This window comes from Rhodococcus sp. NS-SX18 (genome assembly GCF_057367935.1).
This window is the reverse complement of the sequence record NZ_CM170633.1, coordinates 2752054-2776934: the sequence shown is the minus strand read 5'-3', so window position 1 is coordinate 2776934 and position 24881 is coordinate 2752054. Positions and strand designations below refer to the sequence as shown.

At 71.8% G+C, this 24881-nt stretch carries 19 protein-coding genes and 1 pseudogene; 3 read left to right on the top strand and 17 right to left on the bottom strand.

The annotated features are described in order from the left end of the window. Nucleotides 1-150: 150 nt before the first annotated feature. The 14 genes from AC2IPW_RS12895 to AC2IPW_RS12830 all read right to left on the bottom strand — a co-directional run bounded on the left by AC2IPW_RS12895 (nt 151) and on the right by AC2IPW_RS12830 (nt 18706). On the bottom strand, nt 151-1548 hold the full coding sequence (locus tag AC2IPW_RS12895) for an NAD(P)/FAD-dependent oxidoreductase (protein WP_486374982.1): 1398 nt from the start codon (nt 1546-1548) through the stop codon (nt 151-153). Nucleotides 1549-1586: 38 nt separating this feature from the next. Then, nucleotides 1587-3005 carry an FAD-binding oxidoreductase gene (locus tag AC2IPW_RS12890; protein WP_486374981.1) on the bottom strand — a complete coding sequence of 473 codons (1419 nt, stop codon included), beginning with the start codon at nt 3003-3005 and terminating at the stop codon, nt 1587-1589. A gap of 97 nt (nt 3006-3102) precedes the next feature. Beyond that, nucleotides 3103-6177, bottom strand: coding sequence for an ATP-binding protein (locus AC2IPW_RS12885; RefSeq protein WP_486374980.1), 3075 nt, complete (start codon nt 6175-6177; stop codon nt 3103-3105). Between the two features lie 110 nt (nt 6178-6287). Continuing rightward, a complete protein-coding gene (locus tag AC2IPW_RS12880) occupies nt 6288-7199 on the bottom strand; it encodes a 3-methyladenine DNA glycosylase (protein ID WP_486374979.1) in 912 nt (303 codons plus the stop codon). 85 nt (nt 7200-7284) lie between these two features. After that, complete coding sequence (locus tag AC2IPW_RS12875; RefSeq protein WP_289381657.1) at nt 7285-8370, bottom strand: hemolysin family protein; 1086 nt, start codon at nt 8368-8370, stop codon at nt 7285-7287. Continuing rightward, the gene (locus AC2IPW_RS12870; RefSeq protein WP_486374978.1) at nt 8370-9743 is read right to left on the bottom strand and encodes a hemolysin family protein; all 1374 of its coding nucleotides are present in this window, start codon (nt 9741-9743) and stop codon (nt 8370-8372) included. The genes AC2IPW_RS12875 and AC2IPW_RS12870 overlap by 1 nt, the downstream gene beginning before the upstream one ends. Nucleotides 9744-9994: 251 nt before the next feature. Continuing rightward, entirely contained in the window at nt 9995-11434 is a 1440-nt protein-coding gene (locus tag AC2IPW_RS12865) for a GuaB1 family IMP dehydrogenase-related protein (RefSeq protein ID WP_003937260.1), read from the bottom strand. A 10-nt stretch (nt 11435-11444) separates the two neighbouring features. After that, nucleotides 11445-12314 carry a DMT family transporter gene (locus AC2IPW_RS12860; RefSeq protein ID WP_486374977.1) on the bottom strand — a complete coding sequence of 290 codons (870 nt, stop codon included), beginning with the start codon at nt 12312-12314 and terminating at the stop codon, nt 11445-11447. A gap of 41 nt (nt 12315-12355) precedes the next feature. After that, a complete protein-coding gene (gene gndA / locus AC2IPW_RS12855; RefSeq protein WP_486374976.1) occupies nt 12356-13807 on the bottom strand; it encodes an NADP-dependent phosphogluconate dehydrogenase in 1452 nt (483 codons plus the stop codon). A 69-nt stretch (nt 13808-13876) separates the two neighbouring features. Continuing rightward, the gene (locus tag AC2IPW_RS12850; RefSeq protein WP_003937257.1) at nt 13877-14830 is read right to left on the bottom strand and encodes a M56 family metallopeptidase; all 954 of its coding nucleotides are present in this window, start codon (nt 14828-14830) and stop codon (nt 13877-13879) included. A gap of 17 nt (nt 14831-14847) precedes the next feature. Continuing rightward, complete coding sequence (locus AC2IPW_RS12845) at nt 14848-15270, bottom strand: BlaI/MecI/CopY family transcriptional regulator (protein WP_040782821.1); 423 nt, start codon at nt 15268-15270, stop codon at nt 14848-14850. Between the two features lie 9 nt (nt 15271-15279). Then, on the bottom strand, nt 15280-16197 hold the full coding sequence (locus AC2IPW_RS12840; protein WP_486377001.1) for an ABC transporter ATP-binding protein: 918 nt from the start codon (nt 16195-16197) through the stop codon (nt 15280-15282). A 5-nt stretch (nt 16198-16202) separates the two neighbouring features. Then, complete coding sequence (locus AC2IPW_RS12835; protein ID WP_003937254.1) at nt 16203-17294, bottom strand: FecCD family ABC transporter permease; 1092 nt, start codon at nt 17292-17294, stop codon at nt 16203-16205. Then, nucleotides 17291-18706, bottom strand: a complete 1416-nt coding sequence (locus AC2IPW_RS12830) for an iron chelate uptake ABC transporter family permease subunit (RefSeq protein WP_486374975.1) — start codon at nt 18704-18706, stop codon at nt 17291-17293. The genes AC2IPW_RS12835 and AC2IPW_RS12830 overlap by 4 nt, the downstream gene beginning before the upstream one ends. Nucleotides 18707-18850: 144 nt before the next feature. Here AC2IPW_RS12830 and AC2IPW_RS12825 point away from each other — a divergent pair, with 144 nt between their 5' ends. Both AC2IPW_RS12825 and AC2IPW_RS12820 read left to right on the top strand, forming a co-directional pair. Continuing rightward, entirely contained in the window at nt 18851-19567 is a 717-nt protein-coding gene (locus AC2IPW_RS12825) for a hypothetical protein (protein ID WP_486374974.1), read from the top strand. A gap of 213 nt (nt 19568-19780) precedes the next feature. Beyond that, nucleotides 19781-20227, top strand: a complete 447-nt coding sequence (locus AC2IPW_RS12820) for a PaaI family thioesterase (protein WP_054375012.1) — start codon at nt 19781-19783, stop codon at nt 20225-20227. Between the two features lie 25 nt (nt 20228-20252). On the opposite strand, the gene AC2IPW_RS12815 is transcribed toward AC2IPW_RS12820, so the two are convergent. From AC2IPW_RS12815 to soxR, 3 genes are all read right to left on the bottom strand, one after another. Further along, complete coding sequence (locus AC2IPW_RS12815) at nt 20253-21632, bottom strand: NAD(P)/FAD-dependent oxidoreductase (RefSeq protein ID WP_486374973.1); 1380 nt, start codon at nt 21630-21632, stop codon at nt 20253-20255. A 130-nt stretch (nt 21633-21762) separates the two neighbouring features. Continuing rightward, a complete protein-coding gene (locus tag AC2IPW_RS12810) occupies nt 21763-22794 on the bottom strand; it encodes a tyrosine-type recombinase/integrase (RefSeq protein ID WP_486374972.1) in 1032 nt (343 codons plus the stop codon). A gap of 87 nt (nt 22795-22881) precedes the next feature. Next, on the bottom strand, nt 22882-23337 hold the full coding sequence (soxR, locus tag AC2IPW_RS12805; protein ID WP_486374971.1) for a redox-sensitive transcriptional activator SoxR: 456 nt from the start codon (nt 23335-23337) through the stop codon (nt 22882-22884). 1359 nt (nt 23338-24696) lie between these two features. Here soxR and AC2IPW_RS12800 point away from each other — a divergent pair. Then, nucleotides 24697-24822 (top strand): annotated as a pseudogene (locus AC2IPW_RS12800) (VOC family protein); the annotation flags it as partial. Nucleotides 24823-24881 lie beyond the last annotated feature (59 nt).

Genomic DNA, 24881 nt, shown 5'->3' with positions numbered 1-24881 from the left:
CAGGGCCGCGGCGCGATGGTGAGCGCCGACTGCTGCCGGGCGCACTGTGCGCGCCCGGAAGCAGTCTCGATCGTGATCGGCGAGTAGCCGTAATCGCTCAGATCATACGGGGTGGTCCGTGAACCCGGCCCGCCCGGGCGAGCCGGGCGCTCATGCCGCTTGCCGGGCGTCGAGCAGTCCGGTGAGGTTGGCGAGGGCGGGGCGGACGTGAGTGGCGAATCGTCTCGTCGCTTCCCGGACGAGGGGCCGGTCGGCGCGGTGCCGGAGCCCCCGGGAGGTGTTGAGGCGGGAACGCTCGAGCCAGTCCGCCATGTCCGGTTCTTTCGACCATGCGTACTCGGCGTTCGTCTCGACGAGGGTTCCGCGGATCCAGTCGAGAGGGACGTCCGGTAGCCGGTTCGGTGGGCAGAGCCGGTTCTTCTCGACCAGGTCCCGGCCGGTGGCCTCCACGAATCCGACGAGGGCGGCATTGAACGGGATGAGCCCGGTGCGGACAGGCTGCAAGGTGATACGGCCCTGCTGGAAGATCGGGACGGCCGGGGCCGGGTTCAAGCCCGGGGCGGCGCAGTGGACGTGCAGGTGGCCGGGCCCGGTGCGGATCGTGCCGTGGTCGAGCACGATCGCGTCGTGTTCGATGCGTCGCACGTGCCCGAGCCGGACGACGTCCTCGATGCGGCGGAGTTGCTCGAGTTCGGCGGTGCTGACGGTCGGACCCTTGTACATGGTGGGGATGGCGTGCTCGTCGACGCGCAGCAGCTGTTCGCTCGCCTCGAGCCGGGCGAACAGCTCGGCCGGCGTCCTCGCCCGGGCGGCAGCTTCCATCTGCCGGGCCAGACCCTCGATCAAGTCGTCGACCAGTTCCCCGCCCTGGGCGAACCGTCGGTTGCGCAGCCACGCCTCCCGGGGTTTGATCCACTGGATCGCGTCCGGGGGCAGGCCGAGTTGCAGCAGCCACAGGCACGCGTCCATCGCGGTCTTGCCCGCCCCGATGATCACGAACCGTTCGGGCGGATCGTCGACGCGCGCGAGGGCGTCGACGGGGACGCAGCGGACGCCGGGGGCCACGTCGAACGGTGGTGCGAACGTTGCGGGTATCGCGGGCTCGAGGTAGGTGGCGTCGACGAGGGCGGTGCGGACCTTCACCTCGTACCGGTCGGGGGAGATCCGGCAGACGAAGCGGTGGTCACCGACGTATTCGCTCATGGGGAAGTAACGCACCGCTCCGGATGTCAGCAGATTTCTGCGCATGACACGGCCGAAGTATGCACAGATCTCCGGTGCGCTCGCCTGTTCGTACATGCCGCGGTTCGGGCCGGTACGGTCGATGACGTCCGTCCCGAGCTGTAGCGAGTTGACGCCGTAGTACGCGGACGGCTGGTGCAGCCGTACGAACGGGTAGGCCTCGTTCCAGTGCCCGCCCGGGGCGTGACGCCGGTCCACCATGACGACGTCCGTGTCGGAATCGGTGATCACTGCTTCCGCGAACGCCATGCCGGCCGCGCCGCAGCCGATCACCAGATAGTCCGTTTCCAGCCTGTGCGTGGGCATGTCCGTTCCTCTCCGATCCGAGCAGGTGCGATTCCGGGCTACCGGTCGGACGCGGCGGGCCGGATGTTCTGGTTGATGTGGAAGACGTTGTCCGGGTCGTAGCGGCGCTTGATCCGGGTGAGCCGGTCGTAGTTGCCCCGGTAGGCGGCTTCGACCCGGTCCTGTCCCTCGCTCATCAGGAAATTGACGTAGGCGCCGCCGGCTGAGGTCGGGTGCAGCTGCTCCCAGTAGTCGCGAGCCCACCGGGTGATGAGGCCCGCGTTGGCGGGGTCGGGGTCGACGCCGACGATGACCCCCGCCCATCCGCCGCCCCGGTACGCGAAGGGAGTCGCGTCCTCGGGGACGCGGCTGGTGGCGCCGTCGATGGGATAGAGGTGCATGGTGGAGTGACCGGTCGGCAGCTGCTGCCCGTACCGGCAGTGCACGTCGATCGCGGCGTCGGTGATCTCGTCGAAGAAGTCCGCCCGCCAGTACCACTGCAGGCCGGGCGGGTAGAGGGCGTCGAACGCGCTCTGCAGGACAGTGAAGGGCATCTCGTGCAGGCCGACCAGCAGCGGCGAGCCGTAGGTCCGGACGGGGTCGAGCACCTCGTCGGCCTTGGCGTGCGGTCCGGTGTAGCACCAGACGATGCCGCAACACCTGCGGCCCCACAGGTCCTCGGGGAACGGGGCGGCGGGCGGGACGGTGAGCAGCGCGATCCAGCCGTTGAGTTCCTCCGGGAGCGCCGGCAGCAGTTCCCGGTACCAGCGCATGACGTCGGCGGTGTCGGCGAGGTCGTAGAGCACCGGGCCGCCGACGACAATGCCGGCTTCGCCGATGTCGTGGCAGCGGAAGGTGAAGGAGGTCACGACGCCGAAGTTCCCGCCGCCGCCGCGCAACGCCCAGAACAGGTCGCTGTGCGAGCTCTCGTCGGCCGTCACGAGCGTGCCGTCGGCGAGGACCACGTCGGCGGACAGAAGGTTGTCGACGGTCAGCCCGAAGCGCCGGGAGAGGTACCCGATGCCGCCCCCGAGGGTCAGCCCACCCACACCTGTGGACGAGAGGAAGCCGGACGGGGTGGCCATGCCGAAGGCGACTGTGGCGTGGTCGACGTCGCCCCAGGTGCATCCGCCGTCGACTCGGACGGTGTGGTGTGCCGGATCGACTGTGGTACTGCACATCAGTGACAGGTCGACGACGAGCGCGTCGTCCCACACGCCGAGGCCGCCGGCGTTGTGCCCGCCGCCGCGCACGGCCAGGGTGAGCGCGTGGGCGCGGCCGAAGCGGACGCAGGAAACGACGTCGGCGGCGTCCCGGCAGCGTGCGATCGCCGCGGGGTATTTGTCGATCATGCCGTTGTAGACGGCACGCGCCGTGTCGTAACGGGTGTCGTCGGGGGTGATCAGCTCGCCGCGCAGGGTCGCGGCCAGGTCGTCGTACGGCACAGCGCCGGCCGGCCGGGTCGAGATGGTGGTCACGGGAGTCCCTTTCGGGTCGGTCGCTCGCCGGTGCGGGCGTTGTACCGTCGACCCTAGGAAGAGGGCGTTCGCGCAGCGTTCGAGTGCGCGCAGCCGGTCACCGGGCCGGGGGAACGCCCGGGAGCGGCAGGTCGACGCCGTGCTCGGCGAGGTCCCGCGCGCAGCGCCGGAGCAGGGCGGCACTGCCGTGGGCGGCCGCGGTCCGGGCGGCGGCGCGCAGCCGCGTGATCGCGGCGTCGTGGTCGTCGTGCGCCGCGCGCATCCGCATCACCTCGGGCAGCCACCACAGGTCGTCGCGGGCCTGTCCGGCGACGATGGCGGCGTCGAGCGCGGCCCGGGCGGCGCCGGGATCTCCTTCCCGCACCGACAGGTCGGCGAGCAGCGAGAGCCAGTACGGCATCCGGGCGAACGAACCGGCCGATCGGAGCGTGTCGATGCCGCGCCGCGTCTGCGCGAGGCCGGCCTCGCCGCCGCGGGACCACCCGTCGAGAATCAGCGCCCATTCGCTGTAGTAGGCGAATCCGTACCGGGTGCACAGGTCGGTCAGTTCTGCGACGGCGGCGTCGAGGGCGGCGCGGTCTGCCCGCAGGTGGTGGGTGATGCCGCTGTAGGCCAGGGCGACGGCCAGGCTGTAGGGATGGTTGATCGTCCTGGCCAGCCGGACAGCCTCGGTGCAGCAGGTCAGGGCGGCGTCGGTGTGGCCGAGCAGCCAGTGGGCGTGGGCTGCCCAGGCGCTGCCGTGCACGTCGGGCCGGGTGCCGACGGTCAACGAGGGAGCGCCCCGGGTCAGTGCGGCCGCACGGTCGAAGTGGTGGAGCGCCTCCTCGGGGCGGCCGAGTTCGACGGCCGAACCGGCGAATGCGAAGTGGGCCGATCCGCGCAGCGGGGAGCCGGGGTCGACGAGAGTCAGTGCGCGGGTCGCGACCTCGTGGGCGCCGGCGATGTTTCCCTGCACGAACCGCGACGACCAGAGGCCGACGAGGCCGGCCAGGAGGGAGTCCTTGCGGCCGAGGGATTCGGCCAGCCGGATCGAGCGCTCGAGGGTCTGCTGTAGTTCGGGGGAGGAGTAGCCGTATCCGGCGTTGAGCGGCGCCGCCATCGCTTCGCGGACGGCGAGTTCCTGCAGGGCGGCGCTGCGCCCCTCGAGTTGGGTGCGGGCAATGGCGAGTGCCTTCTTGTGCAGTCGGATCGCCTCGGTGTGGGCGAAGGTGCTCGAGGCGACATCGGCCGCGCGACGGTAGTAGGTCACTGCCCGGTCCGGTCGTCCCCCGCGGGCGTATTGCTCGGCGAGTTGCGCCGAGACGCTGTCGCTGTCGTCGGCGTGCAGCAGTTCGAGGCTCTGCGCGAGACGGCGGTGCAGCAGCCAGCGTTTGGGTGGGCTGATCCGGGCGTAGGCGGCGTCGCGGAGCAGGTCGTGGGAGAAGTCGTAGCCGTCGTGGAACTGTCGCAGGATTCTGCGTTGCCACAGCTCGTCGACGGCGCGCACCACGGCGTCGGCGTCGAGGTCGCTGGCCTCGGTGAGCAGGTCGAGGGTGAAGTCGCGGCCTACCGCCGCGGCGAGTCCGGCGACGTCCCGTGCGGCGGGGCTCACCTGCCCGATCCGGTCGTGCAGCACGTCGGCCAGGCTGCCGGCGGGGGCGAGGCCCGGTCCGCTGTGCATCGCTTCGACGATGTAGAGCGGGAAGCCACCGGTGGTCGCGTGCAGTAGTTCGGTGGCCTGCGGGTCGAGCGGGCGCCCCCCGAGCGCTTCGGCCAGGCGGGCGGTGCCGGAGGCCTCCAGGGGCCGTAGTGGCAGGTCGGTGAGCAGGCCGGTGGTCCGCATGCGGACCACCCACTGCTCGAGGTCTCGGCTCTCGTCGGTGTCGTCGGTGCGGGCGGTCGCGGCCACCATCAGGGGTGCGTCGGGGGTCAGGGACAGGCAGAACGTCAGGAACGTCAGTGTCTCCGGGTCGCACCACTGGATGTTGTCGAGGGTGAGCAACACCGGGCGGCCGCCGCCGATCAGCGCCCGCGCCAGGCCTTCGAAGAATCGGAGGCGCTGCCAGGCGTCGACCATCGCCCGGAAGCCGGCGCCGGGGTCCGGGCGGGTCGTGCCGGACGGTACGAGCCTGTCGACTTCGGCGCGCCAGATCGGGTCGAGCGCGGCGAGCGCGGGCTGTACCGCGGGGGTACGGAGCCAGTCCGCTACGGGGGCGAGGGCGAGCCGTCCGGACGTTCCGAAGCACTGGGTGCCGGCCACCACCGCGGGTTGTGCGCGGGCTGTGGCGGCGAGTTCGGCGACCAGGCGGGTCTTGCCGACGCCGGCGCCGCCGGTGACGAGGACGAGGGTGGGGTGGCCGGCGGCCGCCGTGCGCCATGTCTCGTGCAGCCGGCGGAGTTCGCGGGTGCGTCCGACGAGTGCCGGTTCGGCGGTGGGGCGGGCGGCGGCGGTGGGGGCGGCGTGGGCGAGGAGGCGGTCGGCAAGGGTGCGCGTCGCCGGGTCCGGTGCTACCCCGAGTTCGCGTTCGAGGACGGCTGCGCAGCGGTGATAGGTGCTCACCGCGCCGGCGCGGTCGCCGTGGTCGGCCTGCAGGTTCATCAGGGTGCGGTATCCGCTCTCTTCCAGGGGGCGGAGGTGGATCCGGCGGCGGACGGCGTCGATCGCCCCGGGGAGGTCGCCGGTGCGGGTCCGGATCCGGCACAGCAGATCGCACAGGTCGAGGCAGTGCCGTTCGAGATCCGAACGGGCTTCGAGGATCCAGTCGTCGTACATGCCGGGCAGCAGGGAGCCGCGGTATTCGGAGAGCGCCGTGGTGGCGTGCCGCAGCGCCGCGTCGTCGTCGCCGCTGGTCGCGGCTGCCCGGGCGGCGTGGTACTCGACGGTGAAGACCCGTAGGTCCACCCGGCTGGTCTCGGTGTCGCGCCAGCACAGGTCCCGCGGGGTCACCTCGACGGCCGGGTCGTCGTCGAGGGCACGGCGCAGGTGGTGCAGTTCGCGGCGTAGGTTGGTCAGGGCCTGGGCGGTGGTCGAGTCGGGCCAGAACAGGGGGGCGATGAGCTGGCGGGGCTGGGGAACTCCGGCGTGGAGGGCGAGGAAGGCAACCAGTGTCGTGCCGCGGGGGGACCGCGTCACGACGGCGCCGGTCGTGTCGTCGGTGATCGACTGCTCACCCAGGACGGAGACGTACAGCATCAGCTCGTGGCCTCTCCAGAGTTCAGCCTAGACCCGGCGGGTATCCCTCGTCGCGGGTGCCGCGCCGCGCGCCGGGGACGTTCCGGGACAGGGCGGGCAGCGGTGTCCGTTCAGCGGCCGGCGTGCTCCCGGTCGGCATCGAGCAACCGCCGGCACCGGTCGAGCAGCGCCGCGCGCAGCGTGATGGACCGCTCGGCCAGGGCCGTCTGCTCGCGGACGTATTCCGCCCGGCCGCGGGGTGTCTCGATCCGTATCGGCGGATAGCCGTATTCGCTCAGGTCGTACGGGCTGGCTCGCATGTCGAGTTCGCGGGCGGCGTAGGCCAGTTCGAAGCAGTCGACGGTCAGGTCCGCGTCGAGCAGCGGGGTGAGTTTGTAACAGTATTTGTACAGGTCCATGGCGGCGTGCAGGCAGCCCGGTTGTTCCCGCCGTACCTGGTCGTCGCGGGTGAGTGGTTCGAGGTTGAGGGGGCCGGCGGCAGGGGTGAAGAACCGGTATGCGTCGTAATGCGTGCAGCGCAGCTGCAACGACTCGACGACGGAGTCGGTGCCGGTGTGCCCGAGGCGCAGCGGCACGGCGCTGTGGCGGACGTCTTGGGGCCGAGTGCGGTAGAGCATCGCCCATTCGTGGAGACCGAAGCAGCCCAGGTGTGCCGGCCGGGAAGCCGTGGCCTCGAGCAGGCCGGTGACGTAGCGGACGGTCTCGCGCCGCCGGGTCAGATGGGCGGGGTCGGCCGTGACCCCGGTACCGGTGGCCCGGTAGCCCCGCATGGCGGCGTACTCCGTCGATGCGGAGCCGGTGAGGGTGGTTCCGAAGCCGGGGTGCCAGCGCATGAGCTGGGCCGGCGTGAAGCTGTAGTAGGTGAACAGGAAGTCGATCACCGGGTGGGTGGCGCCGCGCGCTCGCCGGTCGAGGTAGGGGCCGAGCAGCGTCGTCAGGCGGTGGCGGTGCCGCTCCCGGCGCGGCAGCCACTGCTCGGGTGCCAGGACCGTGGTCACGGTTCCCGCCCGTAACGAATGCATCGATGCTGCAATGATTTTATTGCGGTACCGGGCAGGCCGCGGCGGAGCCGACCGGCGGGCGTCGGGGCTGGGTTCACGGCGGGGTTCACGTCCGGGGTCCCGGTCCCGGGTCGGCCATCCGGTGGGTGGTGTCCCGCACGGTGCCGACGAACTGCTCGACGAGATCTTCGAGGGCGACGATGCCGATCAACGTCCCGTGCCCGTCGACGACTCCGCCGAGGTGGGAGCTGGTGCGCCGCAGCAGCGACAGGGCGTCGTCGAGAGGGGCGTCGACCGGCACCGGGGGCAGGGGCCGGATCTCGGCGGTCGCGATGAGGGTGTCCGGCCCCGCCGATTCGTCGCGCACGAGGTCGAGGACGTCCTTCAGGTGCAGATAGCCGGCCAGTTCCCCGTGTGCGGTCTCCGCCGGGTACCGGGAGTAGCCGGTCTCGGTGACGGCCTGCTCGACAGCTCCGAGTGTGGTGCCGGCCGGGCCGAGCGGGACCGTGCGGACCCCGGACAGGGGGATCGTCACGTCCGCGACGGTCCGTCCGCTGGTCTGGAGGGCCTGGGTCAGGCGCCGGTGTTCCTCCTCGTCGAGCAGTCCTTCCGAGCGGGATTCGCCGATCATCTCGGACAGTTCGAGCTCGGTGACGGTGACGTCCAGTTCGTCCTTCGGTTCCACCCGCAGCAGGCGCAGGCTGGCGTTGGCGCACAGGTTGTAGAACGCGATCAGTGGCCGGGCCACCTTCATGAACAGCAGGTGGGTCGGCACGAGCAGCATCGCCGAGCGCTCCGGTCCGGCGATGGCGATGTTCTTCGGAACCATCTCGCCGAGCAGGATGTGCAGCACCACGACGATCGTGAGGGCGAGCGCGAAACCGATCGGGTGCAGCAGGGAGTCCGGCACGCCGAGCGCGTGCATGGGTGTTTCGATCAGGTGCGCGATGGCCGGTTCGCCGACGCGGCCGAGCAGGATCGAGCAGATGGTGATCCCGAGCTGTGACCCGGCGAGCATGAGCGACAGATGCTCCCCGGCGCCGATGACGGTCTGGGCGCGCTTCTTGCCCTGCCCGACGAGGGCTTCGAGCCGGTCGCGGCGAGCGGTGATGAGGGCGAACTCGGCGCCGACGAAGAAGGCGTTGCCGGCGAGGAGCAGCACGGTGAGCAGCACCGCGAGCCAGTCGTTCATCACCGGTCTCCGTTCTCGTGGCCGGGTGCGTGATCGTCCACGTCGGGGGGCTCGCCGGTGGGGACGAGCAGGACGCGGTCGATGCGGTGCCCGTCCATGTCGAGGACCCGGGCCCGCCAGCGGTGGTCGGCATCGCCGGGCCGGTGCGGCAGCAGCACCTCGTCGCCGGAGTCGGGGATCTCCCCGAGTTCGGTGAGGAGCAGCCCGCCGAGCGTCTCGTATTCGCCGTCCGGGGCGTGGTAGCCCGTCAGGTGGGCGACTTCGTCGATGCGCAGCAGGCCCGAGCAGGACCAGCCCTGCTCGACGCGCTGCGCTTCGGGCTCGGGTTCGTCGTGTTCGTCGCGGACGTCGCCGACGATCTCCTCGATCAGGTCCTCCATGGTGACGATGCCGGCGGTGCCGCCGTATTCGTCGACGACGAGTGCGACCTGCATGCCGTCGGAGCGGACCCGTTCCATGACCGCGTCCCCGTCGAGGGTGGACGGCACGACGGGCACCTGCCGGGCAAGAGTGTGCAGCTGGGTGTGGGCGCGGCGCCGCGCGGGCACGGTGAACGCGTGCTTGACGTGGACGACGCCGACGGTGGCGTCGAGATCGCCGTCGACGACCGGGAAGCGGGAGTAGCCGGTGCGCGATGAGGCGTCGATGAGGTCGAGGACGGTGTCGTGGACGTCGAGGGACTCGATGGTGACGCGGGGGGTCATGAGATCTTCCGCGGTACGTTCCCCGAAGCGCAGCGAGCGTCCCACGAGCAGCGCGGTGTTCTCGTCGAGGGCGCCGCGTTCCGCCGAGGCGCGCACCAGTGATCCGAGTTCCTCCGGGGAGCGCGCCGAGCGCAGTTCCTCGGCCGGTTCGATGCCCAGGCGCCGCACGATGCGGTTGGCGGCGCCGTTGAGTCCGCGGATCGCCCATTTGAAGATCAGTGAGAAGCCGGCCTGCAGGCCGGCGGTGGCGCGGGCGGTGGCCAGGGGCCGCGCGATGGCGAGGTTCTTCGGTACGAGCTCACCGAAGACCATCGAGAACGAGGTGGCGATGATCAGGGCCAGGGCCAGGGAGATGCCGGAGGCGAGGGCGGCGCCGAGTCCGGCGGCGCGCAGCAGCGGGTCGAGGAACCGGGCGAGGACCGGTTCGGCGAGGTAGCCGGTGATCAGGGTGGTGATGGTGATGCCGAGCTGGGCGCCGGAGAGCTGGAAGGACAAGGTGCGGTGGGCGTGCTGGACCTGGCGTGCGCGCAGGTCACCGTCGCGGGCGTGCGCGTCGACGGTGCTGCGTTCGAGGGCGGTGAGGGAGAACTCGGCCGCCACGAACACCGCGGTGCCCGCGGTCAGGGCGATGAACCCGATGAGGCTGAGGAGGGACAGGAGGACGGACATCAGCACCGCTCCCGAGCCGGCGGCAAGCTCCGCTCCGATGTCGTGGGGGTCCGGCCGGGTATGTCACCCGGCTCGCTAGGGGAGCCCTCCGAACCGGCGGAGTCGGACTCCGCGTCGCCCGTGGTGGCCGGAGGTCGTGTCGAAATGGTGGTGGGTGCCGCAGGCACCGGATTCCTCTCGTCGGGCCCGAGGTGCGGGCGTTCACGGTGAGGCATCATTCTACGGACCGTGTCCGGCCTCGTGCGGTGCGGTCACCATCCGGTGGGCAGGGGCCGTCCTTCGGCGAATCCGGCGGCCGACTGGACGCCGAGGACGGCGTTGGTGTGCAGGTCCTCGAGGGTCCGGGCACCGGCGTACGTGCAGGTGCTGCGCACCCCGGAGCAGATGTGGTCGATCAGGTCCTCGACACCGGGCCGTTGCGGGTCGATGCGGATGCGGGAGGTGGAGATCCCTTCCTCGAACAGGGCCTTGCGGGCGCGGTCGAAGGCGGAGTCGTCGACGGTGCGGGCGGCGACCGCACGCTTGGAGGCCATGCCGAAGCTCTCCTTGTAGGGGTGGCCGGTCTCGTCGTAGCGCAGTTCGCCGGGCGATTCGTAGGTGCCGGCGAACCAGGACCCGATCATGACGTTGGCGGCGCCGGCGGCGACGGCGAGCGCGACGTCGCGGGGGTGACGCACCCCGCCGTCGGCCCAGACGTGCGCCCCGAGTTCGCGGGCGGTGCGGGCGCATTCGGCGACGGCGGAGAACTGGGGTCGTCCGACGCCAGTCATCATGCGGGTGGTGCACATGGCTCCGGGTCCGACGCCGACCTTGACGATGTCCGCGCCGGCGTCGAGCAGTTCGCGGGTGCCGGCGGCGGAGACGACGTTGCCGGCGACAAGGGGGACGGGCAGGTCGAGCGCCGCGATCCGCTTCAGGGCGTCGAGCATCTTCTCCTGGTGACCGTGCGCGGTGTCGAGGACGAGCAGGTCGACGCCGGCGTCGACGAGGCCCGCGGCCTTGGCGGCGACGTCGCCGTTGACGCCGACGGCGGCGCCGATGCGCAGTGCCCCGGCGGCGTCGACGGCCGGGGTGTAGATGCCGGCGCGGACGGCGCCGGTGCGGGTCAGGACCCCGGCGAGGGTGCCGTCGTCGTGGGTGAGCACGACCAGCGGGTCGTGTTTGGCCTCGAGCAGTGCGAACGCTTCCCGGGGCGACGAGCCGACGGAGGCGGTGGCGAAGTCGCGGATGGCGACCGTGCGCAGCCGCGCGAACCGGTCGACCTCGCGGCAGGAGCCTTCGGTGACGACCCCGACGGGGCAGCGGTTCTCGTCGACGACGACGACGGCGCCGTGGGCGCGTTTGGGCAGGAGGGCGAGGGCGTCGGAGACGGAGTCCTCGGGACCGAGGGTGACGGGGGTGTCGGCGACGAGGTGGCGGCTCTTGACGAACGCGACGGTCTCGGCGACGGTGCCGGCCGGCAGGTCCTGGGGGAGCACGACGAGTCCGCCGCGGCGGGCGACGGTCTCGGCCATGCGGCGCCCGGACACGGCGGTCATGTTGGCGACCACGATGGGGATGGTGGTGCCGGAACCGTCCACGGTGGACAGGTCCACGTCGAACCGGGACGCGACGGCGGAGCGGTTCGGGACGAGGAACACGTCGTCGTAGGTCAGGTCGTACGGGGGCTGGTGACCGTCGAGGAAGCGCACCTGCCGAATGCTACGCGCCGGTGGCGGCGGGCGTGGTGAGCCGGGCCTGGCTGCGTGAGAGCGCCACCGTGGCGATCAGCATCACCACGACCGAGGCGACGACGAGGGCGAGGGCCGGGCCGTCCACCCGGAGCCGTTCGTCGAGGACGGTCATGCCGAGGAAGACGGCGGCGAGGGGTTCGCCGATGGTGATCGCCGGCAGGGACGCGGCGAGCGGGCCGGCCTGGAAGGCGCGTTGCTGGAGGTAGACGCCGAGCAGGCCGGCGCCGAGCAGGGCCCAGGTCTGCCAGGCGCCGACCACGGGACGCAGGCCGTGTTCGAACAGGTCGGTGACGTACTTGGTGAACGCCACCGCCACGCCGTAGAGCAGGCCGCTGGCCGCGCCGAGCGCCATCGCCCGCGTGCCGGGGTCGTGGCCGAGCAGTCCGATTGCGGTGGCGGCGGACACGACGGCGCACACCGCGCCGAGTGGGAGGATCCACTCGTGCCAGGGGGCGTCGATCTCGCCGGCGGTGGGGTCGCCGACGACGAGGAACACCACGAGCGCTGCGCACAACGCCGCCGCGGTCAGCCAGGTGGGGCGGGTGATGCGGGAACCGGAGAACGCGGCGGACAGGGGGAGGGCGAACAGCAGCGACGACACCAGCAGCGGCTGGACCACCAGGACCGGCCCGAGGGCGAGGGCGGCGACCTGCAGCAGGTAGCCGCCGCCGTCGCCGACCACCCCGGCCCACCAGCGGGGGCTGCGGATCAGGGCGGCGACGAGGGACTCGCCGGCGGGAACGGCTTCGGCGGAGCGTTGCTGGGCGACGCTGGCCGCCGCGAACAGGAGCGCGGCGGCCAGCGCGCACACGACGGACGCCGTGACGGTGCCGCTCATGGGCACAAACTATGCCCTACCGAGTGCCGGTGCGGGCGCAGTCAGGCGCGGACCTCGGTGCGGTCCCCGCTCCAGAGGGTGTGGAACTTGCCGTCGGCGTCGATGCGCTCGTAGGTGTGGGCGCCGAAGAAGTCGCGCTGGCCCTGGGTGAGGGCGGCGGGCAGGCGGTCGGCGCGCAGACCGTCGTAGTACGACAGCGAGGAGGCGAACGCGGGGACGGGAATGCCGAGCATGGTGGCGGTGGCGACGACGCGGCGCCAGCTGTCGATGCCGGCCTCGATGGCCTCGCGGAAGTAGGGGGCGAGGATCAGGCTGGGCAGCTGCGGGTCGGCGTCGTAGGCCTCCTTGATGCGGTTGAGGAACTGGGCGCGGATGATGCAGCCGCCGCGCCAGATGGTGGCCAGGGCGGCGCGGTCGACGTTCCAGCCGTATTCGGCGCTACCGGCGGCGATCTGATCGAAGCCCTGCGCGTAGGCGACGATCTTCGACGCGTAGAGGGCGCGGCGGATGTCCTCGGTGAACTGTGCGGCGTCGGTGGGCTTGTCGCCGAGGGTGCCGGAGGCCAGGCCGCGGGCGGCGGCCCGCTGGGTGCGGGAGCCGGACAGGGCGCGGGCGAACACGGCCTCGGCGATGCCGGTGACCGGCACACCGAGGTCGAGGGCGGACTTGACGGTCCAGCGTCCGGTGCCCTTCTGCTCGGCGGCGTCGACGATGACGTCGACGAGGGGTTTGCCGGTGCTCGCGTCGGTCTGGCGCAGGACGTCGGCGGTGATCTCGATCAGGTAGGACTCGAGGGTGCCGGTGTTCCACTCGGAGAACACCTCGGCGATCTTCGGGGCGTCGTAGCCGAGCGCGTCGCGCAGCAGGTGGTAGGCCTCGCCGATGAGCTGCATGTCGGCGTACTCGATGCCGTTGTGCACCATCTTCACGAAATGGCCGGAGCCGTCGGGGCCGATGTGGGTGCAGCACGGGGTGCCGTCGACGTGGGCGGAGATGGACTCGAGGAGCGGGCCGAGGGCCTCGTAGGACTCGGCGGGGCCGCCGGGCATGATCGACGGGCCGTTGAGGGCGCCCTCCTCGCCGCCGGAGATGCCGGCGCCGACGAAGTGCAGGCCGCGTGCGCGCAGGGCGGCTTCGCGGCGGATGGTGTCGGTGTAGAGGGCGTTGCCGCCGTCGATGATGATGTCGCCGGGTTCCATCGCGTTCGCGAGTTCGTCGATGACCGCGTCGGTGGCGTCGCCGGCCTTGACCATGACGAGCACCCGGCGCGGCTTCTGCAGGGCGGCGACGAACTCGTCGATGGTTTCGGTGCGTACGAAGTCGCCGTCGTCGCCGTGCGCTTCGAGCAGGGCGTCGGTCTTGGCGACGCTGCGGTTGTGCAGCGCGACGGTGTGGCCGTGGCGGGCGAAGTTGCGGGCGATGTTCGACCCCATGACGGCCAGGCCGGTCACGCCGATCTGGGCGCGGGGATTCTCGGTGTGTTCGACGGTCATGGGTACAGCTTCCCCCGAACCCGGACGGGATCGAAATCGGGGGCGTGCTACCGGCGCGGCCGGCGGGGATCACCAGGCGCGCAGCAGGCGGCCGAGTTCGGTCAGCCACGGCACGGCGACCGCGACGGTGGGCACGACGAGGATCGCGGCGGCTGCGGTGTAGGCGGTCACGGCGGTGCGCAGGTCCGGTCCGGGTTCGGCGAGGCGCTTGACCCGCAGCACGGTGGACGGGCCGCCGACGGCAAGGGCGCCCTGGGGGGTGCGGGCGCCGGCGCAGGCGACCAGGGCCCGGGCCAGCGGGGTGGGGCCGGTGACGCGCACGGCGGAGTCGTCGGCGAGCATCTCGACGAGCAGCTGCACCGAGCCGAGCGCCGACCGGGACCGCACCCAGCGGGGGAAGGCCTCGTAGACGGCGGTGAACGCCTCGAGGACGAGGTCGTGCCGGGCCCGCAGGTGCGAGTGCTCGTGGCGGAGGATGGCGCGGATCTCGTCGTCGGCGAGGTGGTCGAGGGTGCCTTCGCTGAGCACGACCCGGTGCCGCAGGCCCGGCAGGCAGTAGGCGACGGGTTCGGCGGTGTCGAGGACGCGCACATGGGACAGCTGTCGCACCGAGGCGCCGCTGTCGCGCCGGTCGAGCAGGTCGACGAGCATGCGGTGCCGGGCCCGGCGGCGGCGGGTGCGGACACCGACACGCAGAATCGAATACATCAGCCGGGCACCGATCAGCACGGTGAGAGCGAAGACCACGACGTAGGTCAGCCACAGGGGCAGGCCGAGGGCGTCGATCTCCTGGAGCGGGGCGGTGGTGGGCCGGCCGTCCTCACCGGGGACGAGCAGCAGCGATGCGATGGCCAGGCCCGAGCTGAACGCGGACAGCACGGCCGCGAGCGCCACCGCCTGCCACAGCACCAGGGCGGGGCGGGGGTTGCGGTACGGCCAGGTGGCGCGACTGAGCAGGGCCGGAACCGGCCCGGCCAGCAGCAGCGCGAGGATGCCGAAGACCAGCGCGGTGGTCGCGTTCATGGCACCGAGTGTGCCAGTCAGCTCGCCCGACCGGTACCCGGGTCGGCGACGGCGGGACGGGTCTGCCCGTCCTGCTGGGCCTCGAGGGCGGCGAGGGCCTCGCGCAGCGCGGCGGCCTCGTCGGGGTTGACACGCCCGATGAAGTGGACGAGGGCGGCGACTCGCCCGGCGGACTCGTCGGCCTGGTCGAGGGCGTCGACCATGAGGCTGGCGACGAGTTCTTCGCGGCCGTGCACCGGCACGTAGCGGTGGGCGCGGTCGTCGCGCTGCTGGATGACGAGGTTCTTCTTCGCGAGGCGCTGGAGAACGGTCATGACGGTGGTGTACGCGAGGGAGCGCCGGGCGGCGAGGGCCTCGTGGACCTGCCGGACGGTCTGCGGTTCGGTGGAGGACCACAGGTGGTCCATCACTGCGCGTTCGAGTTCTCCGAGTGCTGCCATGACACAAGTTTACCGGGTCTCCGACGAGTGTGTCGTACTACCTGAAGTAGTACGTGTTCTCGTGTCCGGTCCGCCCGCCGTGCCGAACACGTGCCGGGTGCCGATCGGTACGACCAGCGGCCGGTCCGAGACCGGGTCGTCGATCACCGCCGCGTCGAGCGCGAACACCTCCCGCAGCAACTCCTCGGTGATCACCTGCGCCGGCGGGCCCGCGCGGACGATCCGGCCCTCCTTCATCACCACCAGGTGGTCGCTGTAGCGGATCGCGAGATTCAGATCGTGCAGCACCATCACCACGGTGCGGCCGAGCTCCGAGTGCAGCCGGTCGACGAGGTCGAGCACCTCCACCGAGTGCGCCAGATCCAGATAGGTGGTCGGCTCGTCGAGCAGCAGCACGTCGGTGCCCTGCGCCAGCGCCATCGAGATCCAAGCCCGCTGCCGCTGCCCGCCGGAGAGCTGGTCGACCGGGCGGTCGGCGAGCTCGGTGATGCCGGTCCGGTCCAGTGCGACGGCGACCTCACCCTCGTCGTCGGCGGACCACTGCCGCAGCCACGACTGGTGCGGATGCCGCCCCCGGGCGACGAGGTCGGCGACGGTCAGGCCCTCGGGCGCAACCGGTGCCTGCGGCAACATGCCCAGCACCCGCGCGACGTCGCGGGTGCGCATCGAGGAGATCGCGTGCCCGTCGAGCAGCACGCTGCCGCGGCGCGGGCGCAGCAACCGGGCCAGCGCCCGCAGCAAGGTGGACTTGCCGCACCCGTTGGGCCCGATCACGGTCGTGATCACCCCGGTGGGCACGGTCAGCTCCAGGCCGTCGACGACGAGCCGGTCGCCGTAGCCGAGCGCGAGGTCCCGCGCGACGAGCCGCGGCGGGGCGCCGGCGCTGTCCGCGGGATCGGGCGCGGCGACGTCCTCGGTGTGGGGGATTCGGGTCACAGCGACACCTTCCGGTTCGAGCGCACGAGCAGATACAGCAGGAACGGTCCGCCGAGGGCGGAGGTGACCAGACCGACGGGCAGCGCGACGGGCAGCACCGTGCGGGCGAGGATGTCGGCGCCGGTGACCAGGGCCGCTCCGGTCAGGGCGGAGGCGATCAGCGGCGGACCGGGGGAGCGCACGAGGCGCAGGGCGATCTGCGGGGCCGCGAGCGCGACGAACCCGATCGGCCCCGCCGCCGCGGTGGCGACACCGACCAGGGCGCAGGCGGACAGCAGCAGCACCGCCCGCTGGGTCTGCAACCGCACCCCGAGGGAGCGGGCCGTCTCGTCCCCGAGCCGCAGGGCCCCCATCGTGAAGGCGGCGGTGGCGAGCCAGCCGGTCAGGACGGCCAGCGCCACGGCCGTCGGCACGACCTGCGACCATCCGGCGCCGTTGAGCGACCCGGTGAGCCACACCTGCGCCTGGGACACGTCGTTGATGTCGGCCGAGACCAGCATCCAGTTCGTCAGCGCGACGAACAGCGCGTTGGTGCCGATCCCGATCAGCACGAGCCGGAAGCCCTCCACCCCGCCGCGCCAGGCCAGGACGTACACCGCCGTGGCGGTGAGCAGGGCCCCGCACAGCGCGGCCAGGGGCAGTCCGAGCGCGCCGAGCACCCCGGCGAGCGTCCCGGATCCGGCGGCGACGATGAGCGCGACCGCGGCCGCGCTCGCACCGGCGGTGACACCGAGGATGTCCGGGCTGGCCAGCGGATTGCGGGACACCGTCTGGGTCAGGGCACCGGCGACGGCGAGTGCCGCGCCGACGAGCACCGCCGCGAGGCCGCGCGGCAGGCGCAGCTCCAGGACGATGAACCGGTCGAGTTGCTCCCCGGCGCCGGCGAGCACCGAGATCACCTGCGGTACCGACAGCGGATAGTCGCCGCGGCCGAGCCCGACGCACAGCAGCAGGAACGTCGCCGCCACCAGGGCCAGGCACACGACCACCGCACGCGGGCGCCACACGAGGGAGACCGGGCCGATCCGCAGTGCCGGTCGGGACGGGACCGTCGCCCGGGTGCGGCCGGTGTCGGCCGGCGCGGTCACAGGGCCACCAGCCGGCGCCGGCGCACGAGCGCGATGAAGAACGGCGCACCCATCAGGGCGAGAACGATGCCGACCTGCAGTTCCCCGGGGCGGACCACGATCCGGCCGATGACGTCGGCCAGGACGAGCATCACTCCGCCGAGCAGCCCGGCGTAGGGAAGCAACCAGCGGTAGTCCGGGCCGGTGATCGCCCGGGCGACGTGCGGGACCACGAGGCCGATGAAGGCGATCGGTCCGCAGGCCGCGGTCGCGGCGCCGGTGAGCAGGGTGATGGCGACGATGCCGACGGTGCGGGCGGCGGCGACGTTCGTGCCCAGGGACCGGGCGACGTCCTCACCGAGTCCGAGCACATTGAGGCCGGGAGTGTTCACCACCGCCAGCAGCAGTCCGGTCGCGAGGAACGGCAGCACCTGCCACAGCACCTCGAGGTCGCGGCCGGCGACCGAACCGACGATCCAGAACCGGTAGCCGTCGAGGGTGGTCTGGTCGAGCAGCACCACCGCATGCGTCATCGCCTGCAGGAAGAACGCCACGGCCGCGCCCGCCAGGGCCAGGGTCAACGGTCCGGCGCGGCCACCCCCGAGGGAGGACAACCCGAAGACCACGACACTGGCGGTGAACGACCCGGCGAAGGCGAACCACAGGTACTGCCCGGGTGTGGCCATCCCGAGCAGATAGATCGAGAGGACCACGAAGAAGGCCGCTCCGGCATTGAGTCCGAGCAGGCCGGCGTCGGCCAGGGGGTTGCGGGTGTGGCCCTGGATGAGGGCGCCGGCGACGCCGAGAGCGATACCCACCACGAGGCCGAGCACGGTGCGCGGGATCCGCAGGGTGTGCACGATCACGTCGGTGTCGGAGCCGTCGGCGGCGCTGAGGGCGTGGACGACCTCGGCGATGGTCATCGGCCGGGCGCCGACGGCGATCCCGGCGAGCAGCACCACCACCAGTACCGCGGCGATGGCCAGCAGGCCGAGCAGGCGGCGACGGCGGACGGCGCCGACACTCGTGTCGGCCGCGAGGGGGACGAATCCGCCGGCGGCCGCGACGCGGTCGGTGACGACCTCGGTGCCGCGGCGCAGCAGGCTGCGCCGCGCCCCGACCGGTCCGCCGTGGCCGCGGTCGCGGGTGATCAGTCCGGCCCACTGTTTGCCAAGGCTGCGTCCGGTGGTGCCTTCGCGGTGCCCGCGGTTGTACCACCACAGGCCGACGGTGACGGCGAGGGCGGTGCCCCCGAAGACGACGCGGTCGGTCTGGCCGCCACCGTGGGCGTCGGACAGGGCGCGGACGAGCAGCACGCCGATGACGGCGGGCACGGCGAGCAGGCTCAGGTCGCCGGCCTCGGCGGCGAGACGGCGGGGGAGGGAGGGGGCGTCCGCGACAGGCGGCGTCTCCGGGGGGCGGAGGGTGGTCACAGGCGGGGGGCTCCTCGGGGGACGCGTTCTCGGCCGAACGAGGGTTAGGTTACCGAACCCTATCTTCCGGGGTTGCATCCACCGGTCCGCAGTGCCATGGTTAGGCTTACCTAATTCAGATGATCCGCCGATCAGGAGGTGTCGATGACAACCCTGCTGCCACCGAGATCCACCCCGGTGCAGGTCCCCGCGTTCGGGGACACCGACGCCCGCCTGCGGCTGCTGGTGCCGCACGCTCCCCGCGTCTACGCCGTCGCCCGCATCGACGACGAACCCCGCCGTCGCTGGTGGCGGCTCGCCGACCCCGACCGGGACCGGCGGATCGCGCTGCTGTACGCCCGCGCGCTCGAGGACGTCGCCGATCCGCGGATCGCCGCCGACCAGGTGGCGGCCGCCCTCGTCCACGTCGTCGCGGGCCGGGTCCTCGCCCCCTACCTGCTCGAGGCGCGCTGCTGGGACCCCGGCCTCGACAACCTGTGGATCCACCAGGACAGCGACGGCGGCATCGACTGGGCCGCGGTCGCGGACGACACCCTGCGGGTGCTGCCCGACGATCCCGCCGCCGACGAGACGGTCGTCGTGCTGCCGTGCGAGGAGGCGCTCGCCCGGTGGACCGCGCACCGCGCCACCACCGCGCTGCATGCCGCCTACGCGTCGCTGGCGCGGTGTGCCCCCATCGAGCAGCCGCGCCTGTGGTCCCTGCTCGGCCGCACCGTCGTGGCGGGCGCCGCGCAGATCCCCCTGCTGGCCGGCACCTCCCGCGCCGTCGCGGCGCGCCGGGGTCAGCTCCTGCTGGACGCGTTCCTGGCGCTGGGTGTGCCGGTACGAGGACTTTGCAAATTAGGTAAGGCTTCCCTATAGTTGGTGGTGTTGTTGCTGCCGGACCGTGCCGGAGTCCTGAGGGCTGCAGAGACCCCCGGTCCTTCCCACGGCGGGCCTCGCGTGCACCACGCGAGGCCCGCCGGCTCGTCCCGGCACTGCGTGCCGCCGGCGATGTCCTAGCATCCCTTCCAGACCCGGCGACCGGCGCCGGGCCCGCGCCAGAAAGCTGGCACGACCCGGACGGAGTGACACATGACCGATCTGCCCACCCAGGAACAACTCTCCGACCCCGCGGCCGTCACCGCCCAGCACAACGACGGCTTCGGTTCCGTCCTCGGCCTCGAGTTCACCGAACTGACCCCCGACCGGGTCCGCGCCCACTGGACCGTCACCCCGAACCAGCACCAGCCGTTCGGCATCGTCCACGGCGGCGTCTACTGCGCCGTCGTCGAATCCGTCGCCAGCTTCGCCGGCAGCATCTGGCTCGGCGACCGCGGCAAGGTGGTCGGCGTCAACAACAACACCGACTTCATCCGCGCCACCCGCGAAGGGGTGCTCACCGCCACCGCCACCCCCGTCCAGCGGGGGCGCAGCCAGCAGCTGTGGCAGGTCGCCATCACCGACGAGCAGCAGCGCACCGTCGCGCACGGGCAGGTGCGCCTGGCCAACATCCTCGATCCCGACGCCCTGGGCAACTGACCGGCGGCCCGGCTGCCGACCCGCCTCACCCCGCGGCGCGGCGCCCGCGGCTGCCGCGCTCGGCCTCCTCGGTATGTCGCTGCAGCCGGTCGATCGCGTTGCGGGCGAACACCTGCTGCTCCGTCGAGGCCATCTCGTTGCGGCCCCGGGTCAGGAACGTCGTCGCCCACGACAGCAGGGTCGACAGCTTGCTCGAGAACCCCACCAGGTACAGCAGGTGGATCCCCAGCCAGGCCACCCAGCCGACGAACCCGCTGATCTCGAGCTTGCCGACCTTCGCGACCGCGCTGAACCGGCTGATCGTGGCCATCGACCCCTTGTCGAAATACTTGAACGGCTTGCGTTCGGCCGGACTGTGACCTGCCAGGCCCGCCACGATCTGCCGCGCCGCATACTTGCCGCCCTGCATCGCCACCTGCGCCAGGCCCGGCAACTTGTCCAGCGCCATCATGTCGCCGATGACGAACACGTTCGGATGACCGGGCAGCGACAGGTCCGGATTCACCAGCACTCGGCCCGCCCGGTCGACCTCGGCACCGGACTGCTCGGCGAGCTGGCGGCCCAGCGGACTCGCCGACACGCCCGCCGACCACACCTTGCACTGCGACTCGATCCGGCGCTCGGTGCCGTCCTTGTCCTTGACCGTCAGGCCCGTCGCATCCACGTCGGTGACCATCGCGTTGAGCTGGATCTCCACCCCCAGCTTCTCGAGGGTCTGGCGGGCCTTGGCGCTGAGCTTGCCCCCGTACACCGGCAGCACGTCCGGCGCCCCGTCGAGCAGCACCACCCGCGCGGCCGCCGGATCGATGTTGCGGAACGCGCCCCGCAGCGTGTGATGGGACAACTCGGCGATCTGTCCCGCGAGTTCCACCCCGGTCGGTCCCGCCCCGACCACCACGAACGTCAGCAGCCGGCGCTGCTCGGCCGGGTCCTCGGACAGCTCCGCCTGCTCGAACGCCCCCAGGATCCGGCCCCGCAACTCGAGCGCGTCGTCGATCGTCTTCATGCCGGGCGCGAACTCGGCGAAGTGATCGTTGCCGAAGTACGACTGGCCCGCCCCGGCGGCCACGATCAGGCTGTCGAACGGCGTGACCGTCTCCCGCTCGAGGAACCGGGACGTCACGGTCTGCCGCGCCAGATCGATCGACTCGACGTCGCCGAGCAGCACCTGCGCGTTCTTCTGCTTGCGCAGTACCAGCCGGGTCGGCGGCGCGATGTCACCCACCGACAGGATGCCCGTCGCCACCTGGTACAGCAGCGGCTGGAAGAGGTGATGGGTGGTCCGAGCGACGACGGTGACGTCCACGTCGGCACGTGCGAGGGCCTTGGTGGCGAACAGACCCCCGAATCCGGATCCGATCACCACCACATGGTGACGACGTGGCTCAACCGACTGGATGCTCATTCCGTGCTCCTCGATGTCTCGGGTCGACCGGGCAACCGGTGGCGGAGGAGCGGCGGGGCTCCCGCGCCGCCCCCAGTCTGTCAGCTATACCCGCTCGCCACAGGCTTACGCGTCCCGTGCGGCCCGGGCGTCACTCGTGCCGGTCGAGCAGCCCGTAGACCGGGTTGTGCCGAGCGGCGTGCCGCACCGCGTCGTCCGTCGCCGACGTGTAGATCTGCACGGTCTGCAGCGACCGGTGGCCGAGCAGCTGCTGCAGCTCCACCATCGTCGCCCCGCCGTCGGCCAGGCTGGTGGCGAAGGTGTGCCGCAGCGCGTGGGCGAGGGCGCCGCGTTTGCGCTCGCCCTCGATGCCCGCCATCCGGTACATCCGCCGCACCCGGTACTGCAGCGTGCCGCGGGTGATCCGGCGGCCGTCGGCGCCGACGAACAGCGGATCGGCCGGGGGATAGCGCTCCCACACCGCGAGCGTCTCGTCGTCGCCGCGCCGGGGCCGATGCGTCGGCGGGAACCGGGTGTAGCGCTCCTCGAGATACGCCGAGACGATCGCGGTCCAGCTCGGCTCGAGCGGGATCCGCCGTTCGACGGCGCCCTTGCCCATCACCCGCAGCACGGGGGAGCGGGTGCCGCCGAGCACGCTGCCGAGATCGAGACGGATCAGCTCCTCCGAGCGGATACCGGTCAGCAGCAAGGTCGCGATCAGCGCCAGATCCCGCTGGGGCCACTGCCGCGCCGAGGCGGCGGGCCGCTGCGCCTCGACGGTGAGGGTGTCGACGAGTTGCCCGATCGCCTTGGGCGTGAACGACTTCGGGGTGTGCTGGGGGCGTTTCGGCTGGGCGATCGACGCCATCGGGTTGCCCTCCGACACGCCTTCGGAGACCAGGAAGTTGCAGAAGCTGTTCCACACCGACCAGGCCCGCCGCACCGACGCCGGCTGCCGCTCCCGCGCGAAGGTGGCGAACGCCGAGCGCATCGCCCGGATCGTGATGTCCTGCACGCACAGCTCGCCCGGGGTGACCGAGAGCCGGACGGCGAGCTCCTCGCACACCGCGTGCAGATCCAGCCGGTACGCCTTGATCGTGTGCGCGGACCGCTTCGCCGTCTGCAGCGTCTCGAGGTACGCGGCCACCCAGTCCAGCAGCCCCGGATCCACCCGGCCTGTCATCACCCTCCCCGCATCCCCGTCGTACACCTGTGCGATACCAGTGTGACATCCGGGGCCGACGGGAACGGTGGGACCTGCGGTCGCGGACTACCGGTGTGACCCGGTCCCGCCGAGGCGCTGGGGTCCCGGTCCCCGGGCGCCGAGCACATCGCCGGGGTTGGCCAACGGGCACGACGCCAGGCTCAGGCAGCCGCAGCCGATGCACTCGGTGAAACTGTCCCGCAAGGCGGTGAGTGCCTCGATCCGTTCGGTGAGCCGGTCGTGCCACTGCCGCGACAGCCGCGCCCAGTCCGCCGCGGTGGGCACCCGGCTGTCCGGCAACGAGTCGAGGGCCTCCCGGATCTCGTCGAGGGAAACCCCCACCCCCTGCGCGACGCGGATGAAGGCCAGGCGACGGAGCGTGTCACGCCGGTAGCTGCGCCGGTTCCCGGAGGTGCGTCTGCTGGCGATCAGGCCGCGGGCCTCGTAGTAGTGCAGCGCGGACACCGCCACCCCCGACCGGGCCGACAACTCGCCCGGGGTCAACCACACGTTCGGCGGCATCGCCGTTCCTCCCGAATCCGGGGCCGGCCCCACGGACCTGCCGTTCGTCGCACCGACTGTACGGCGAGGGGGACCGGTCCGGCGACGTGGCCGACCTCGTCCACTGAGGGGAGGAGATGGTGGTGTGTGACAGCCCTCGCCGCGACAGTGCGGGCGGTTCGGGGCCGGCGGTCAGCGGGCGTGGCGGTCGGCAACGACTCGAGGTAGGCCGAGGCTCGACGCCCGCGGCGGCGCCGTGTGGGGACCGGGCGCGGCTCGTCCAACGACACCGCCGCGCACCCTTGCGGGTGTGATGGATAACGGTGATTATCCATCATTATCGTTATAAGTAATAGGTGAGTGGTCCGCGGGAGTGTTGGGGAGAGGGCGTGGGCCGGTGCTGCGGCGCATGTGGCACGGACCTCGACGGCTCGTGCGGCACCGACTGTCACGCCTGGGTCCACGCCGGGAAGATTGCCCGTCGAATGCGACGATTCGGTTGTTCGTCGAGGCGACGCAAACGACCGGGCCTGAGGCCACGCCGCCGGTGGGAGGCGCGGGTGGGGCCGGCCGGCCACGTCTGCCGGTGCCGATCCTGCACGCGCCCGGTTCGGGCCATCGGCCGGTTCGGGCGCCCGCGTCCCACCGTCCGTGGGGAGGCTTCCAGCACGCTACTTGACATAATGTGCATTATCGGCAATCCGGTGTACGGCGGTGACCAGCCGATTGTTCCGCGCGAGGCCCGGTCGAGTGCCGAGAATGCCGCGAACGTGTCCGTTCCGGCGGCGTCCGCACTGACGGCGTTCGTCCGCCCCGGTGTGGCGCACGCCGCCCGGCATTCGCATCGGCGGTTCGTGACCGGCGTGACGACTGCATGCACCCGCCCGCCGGACGCGTCCCGGCTGCCACCCGCGAATCTCCGCTCGACCTCGCTCGCGTTCCGGCGTGACCCGCCTCGCCCCCTCCACGGCTCGGCGGCTGACGATCAATTCGTCACAGTGACGATTAACGGGGCGAGGTCCGGGGTCGTGCGCTGGCGCACCGGCATTCGATCCACGGCGACTCGCTCGCGCGCGTTGCCGGCACACCTCGGAAGCATCCGGCGTGTGCCGGCATCGTGCGGGGCGGACTATCGCCGCCGTGGGCTCGCGATGCGGACGCGAGCCTCCTCCCCTCGCCCGTGGAAGATCCGCATCGATTCGACACTGTGACGTAACTCGGGCGGGGTGGGTCGACCGGTGTCCGACGGGACGATCGACTCTCGTTGTCTCGGTGGCGATCACCTCAGGCTTTCCGGACATTCGCCGAACGAGGGTTTTCGTGAGCAGCCATGAAGTGAAGATGATCGTGCTGTCGACCGACGAGCCGATCAAGTTCTAGCAGGCCGTCGAAGAAGCCGGCGGCGGCATCGTGAAGGGCCCGTACGACGACGCGCACGAGCGCCGCGCCGCGGTCTACGACAACAAGGGCAACGGGTTGGTCTTCTCCAGCCCGCTCGGACGATGAGCGGGCACTCGCGGCGGTGACCGAACGCTGATCCCGGGTCACCGCCGCGTGCCCGGCCC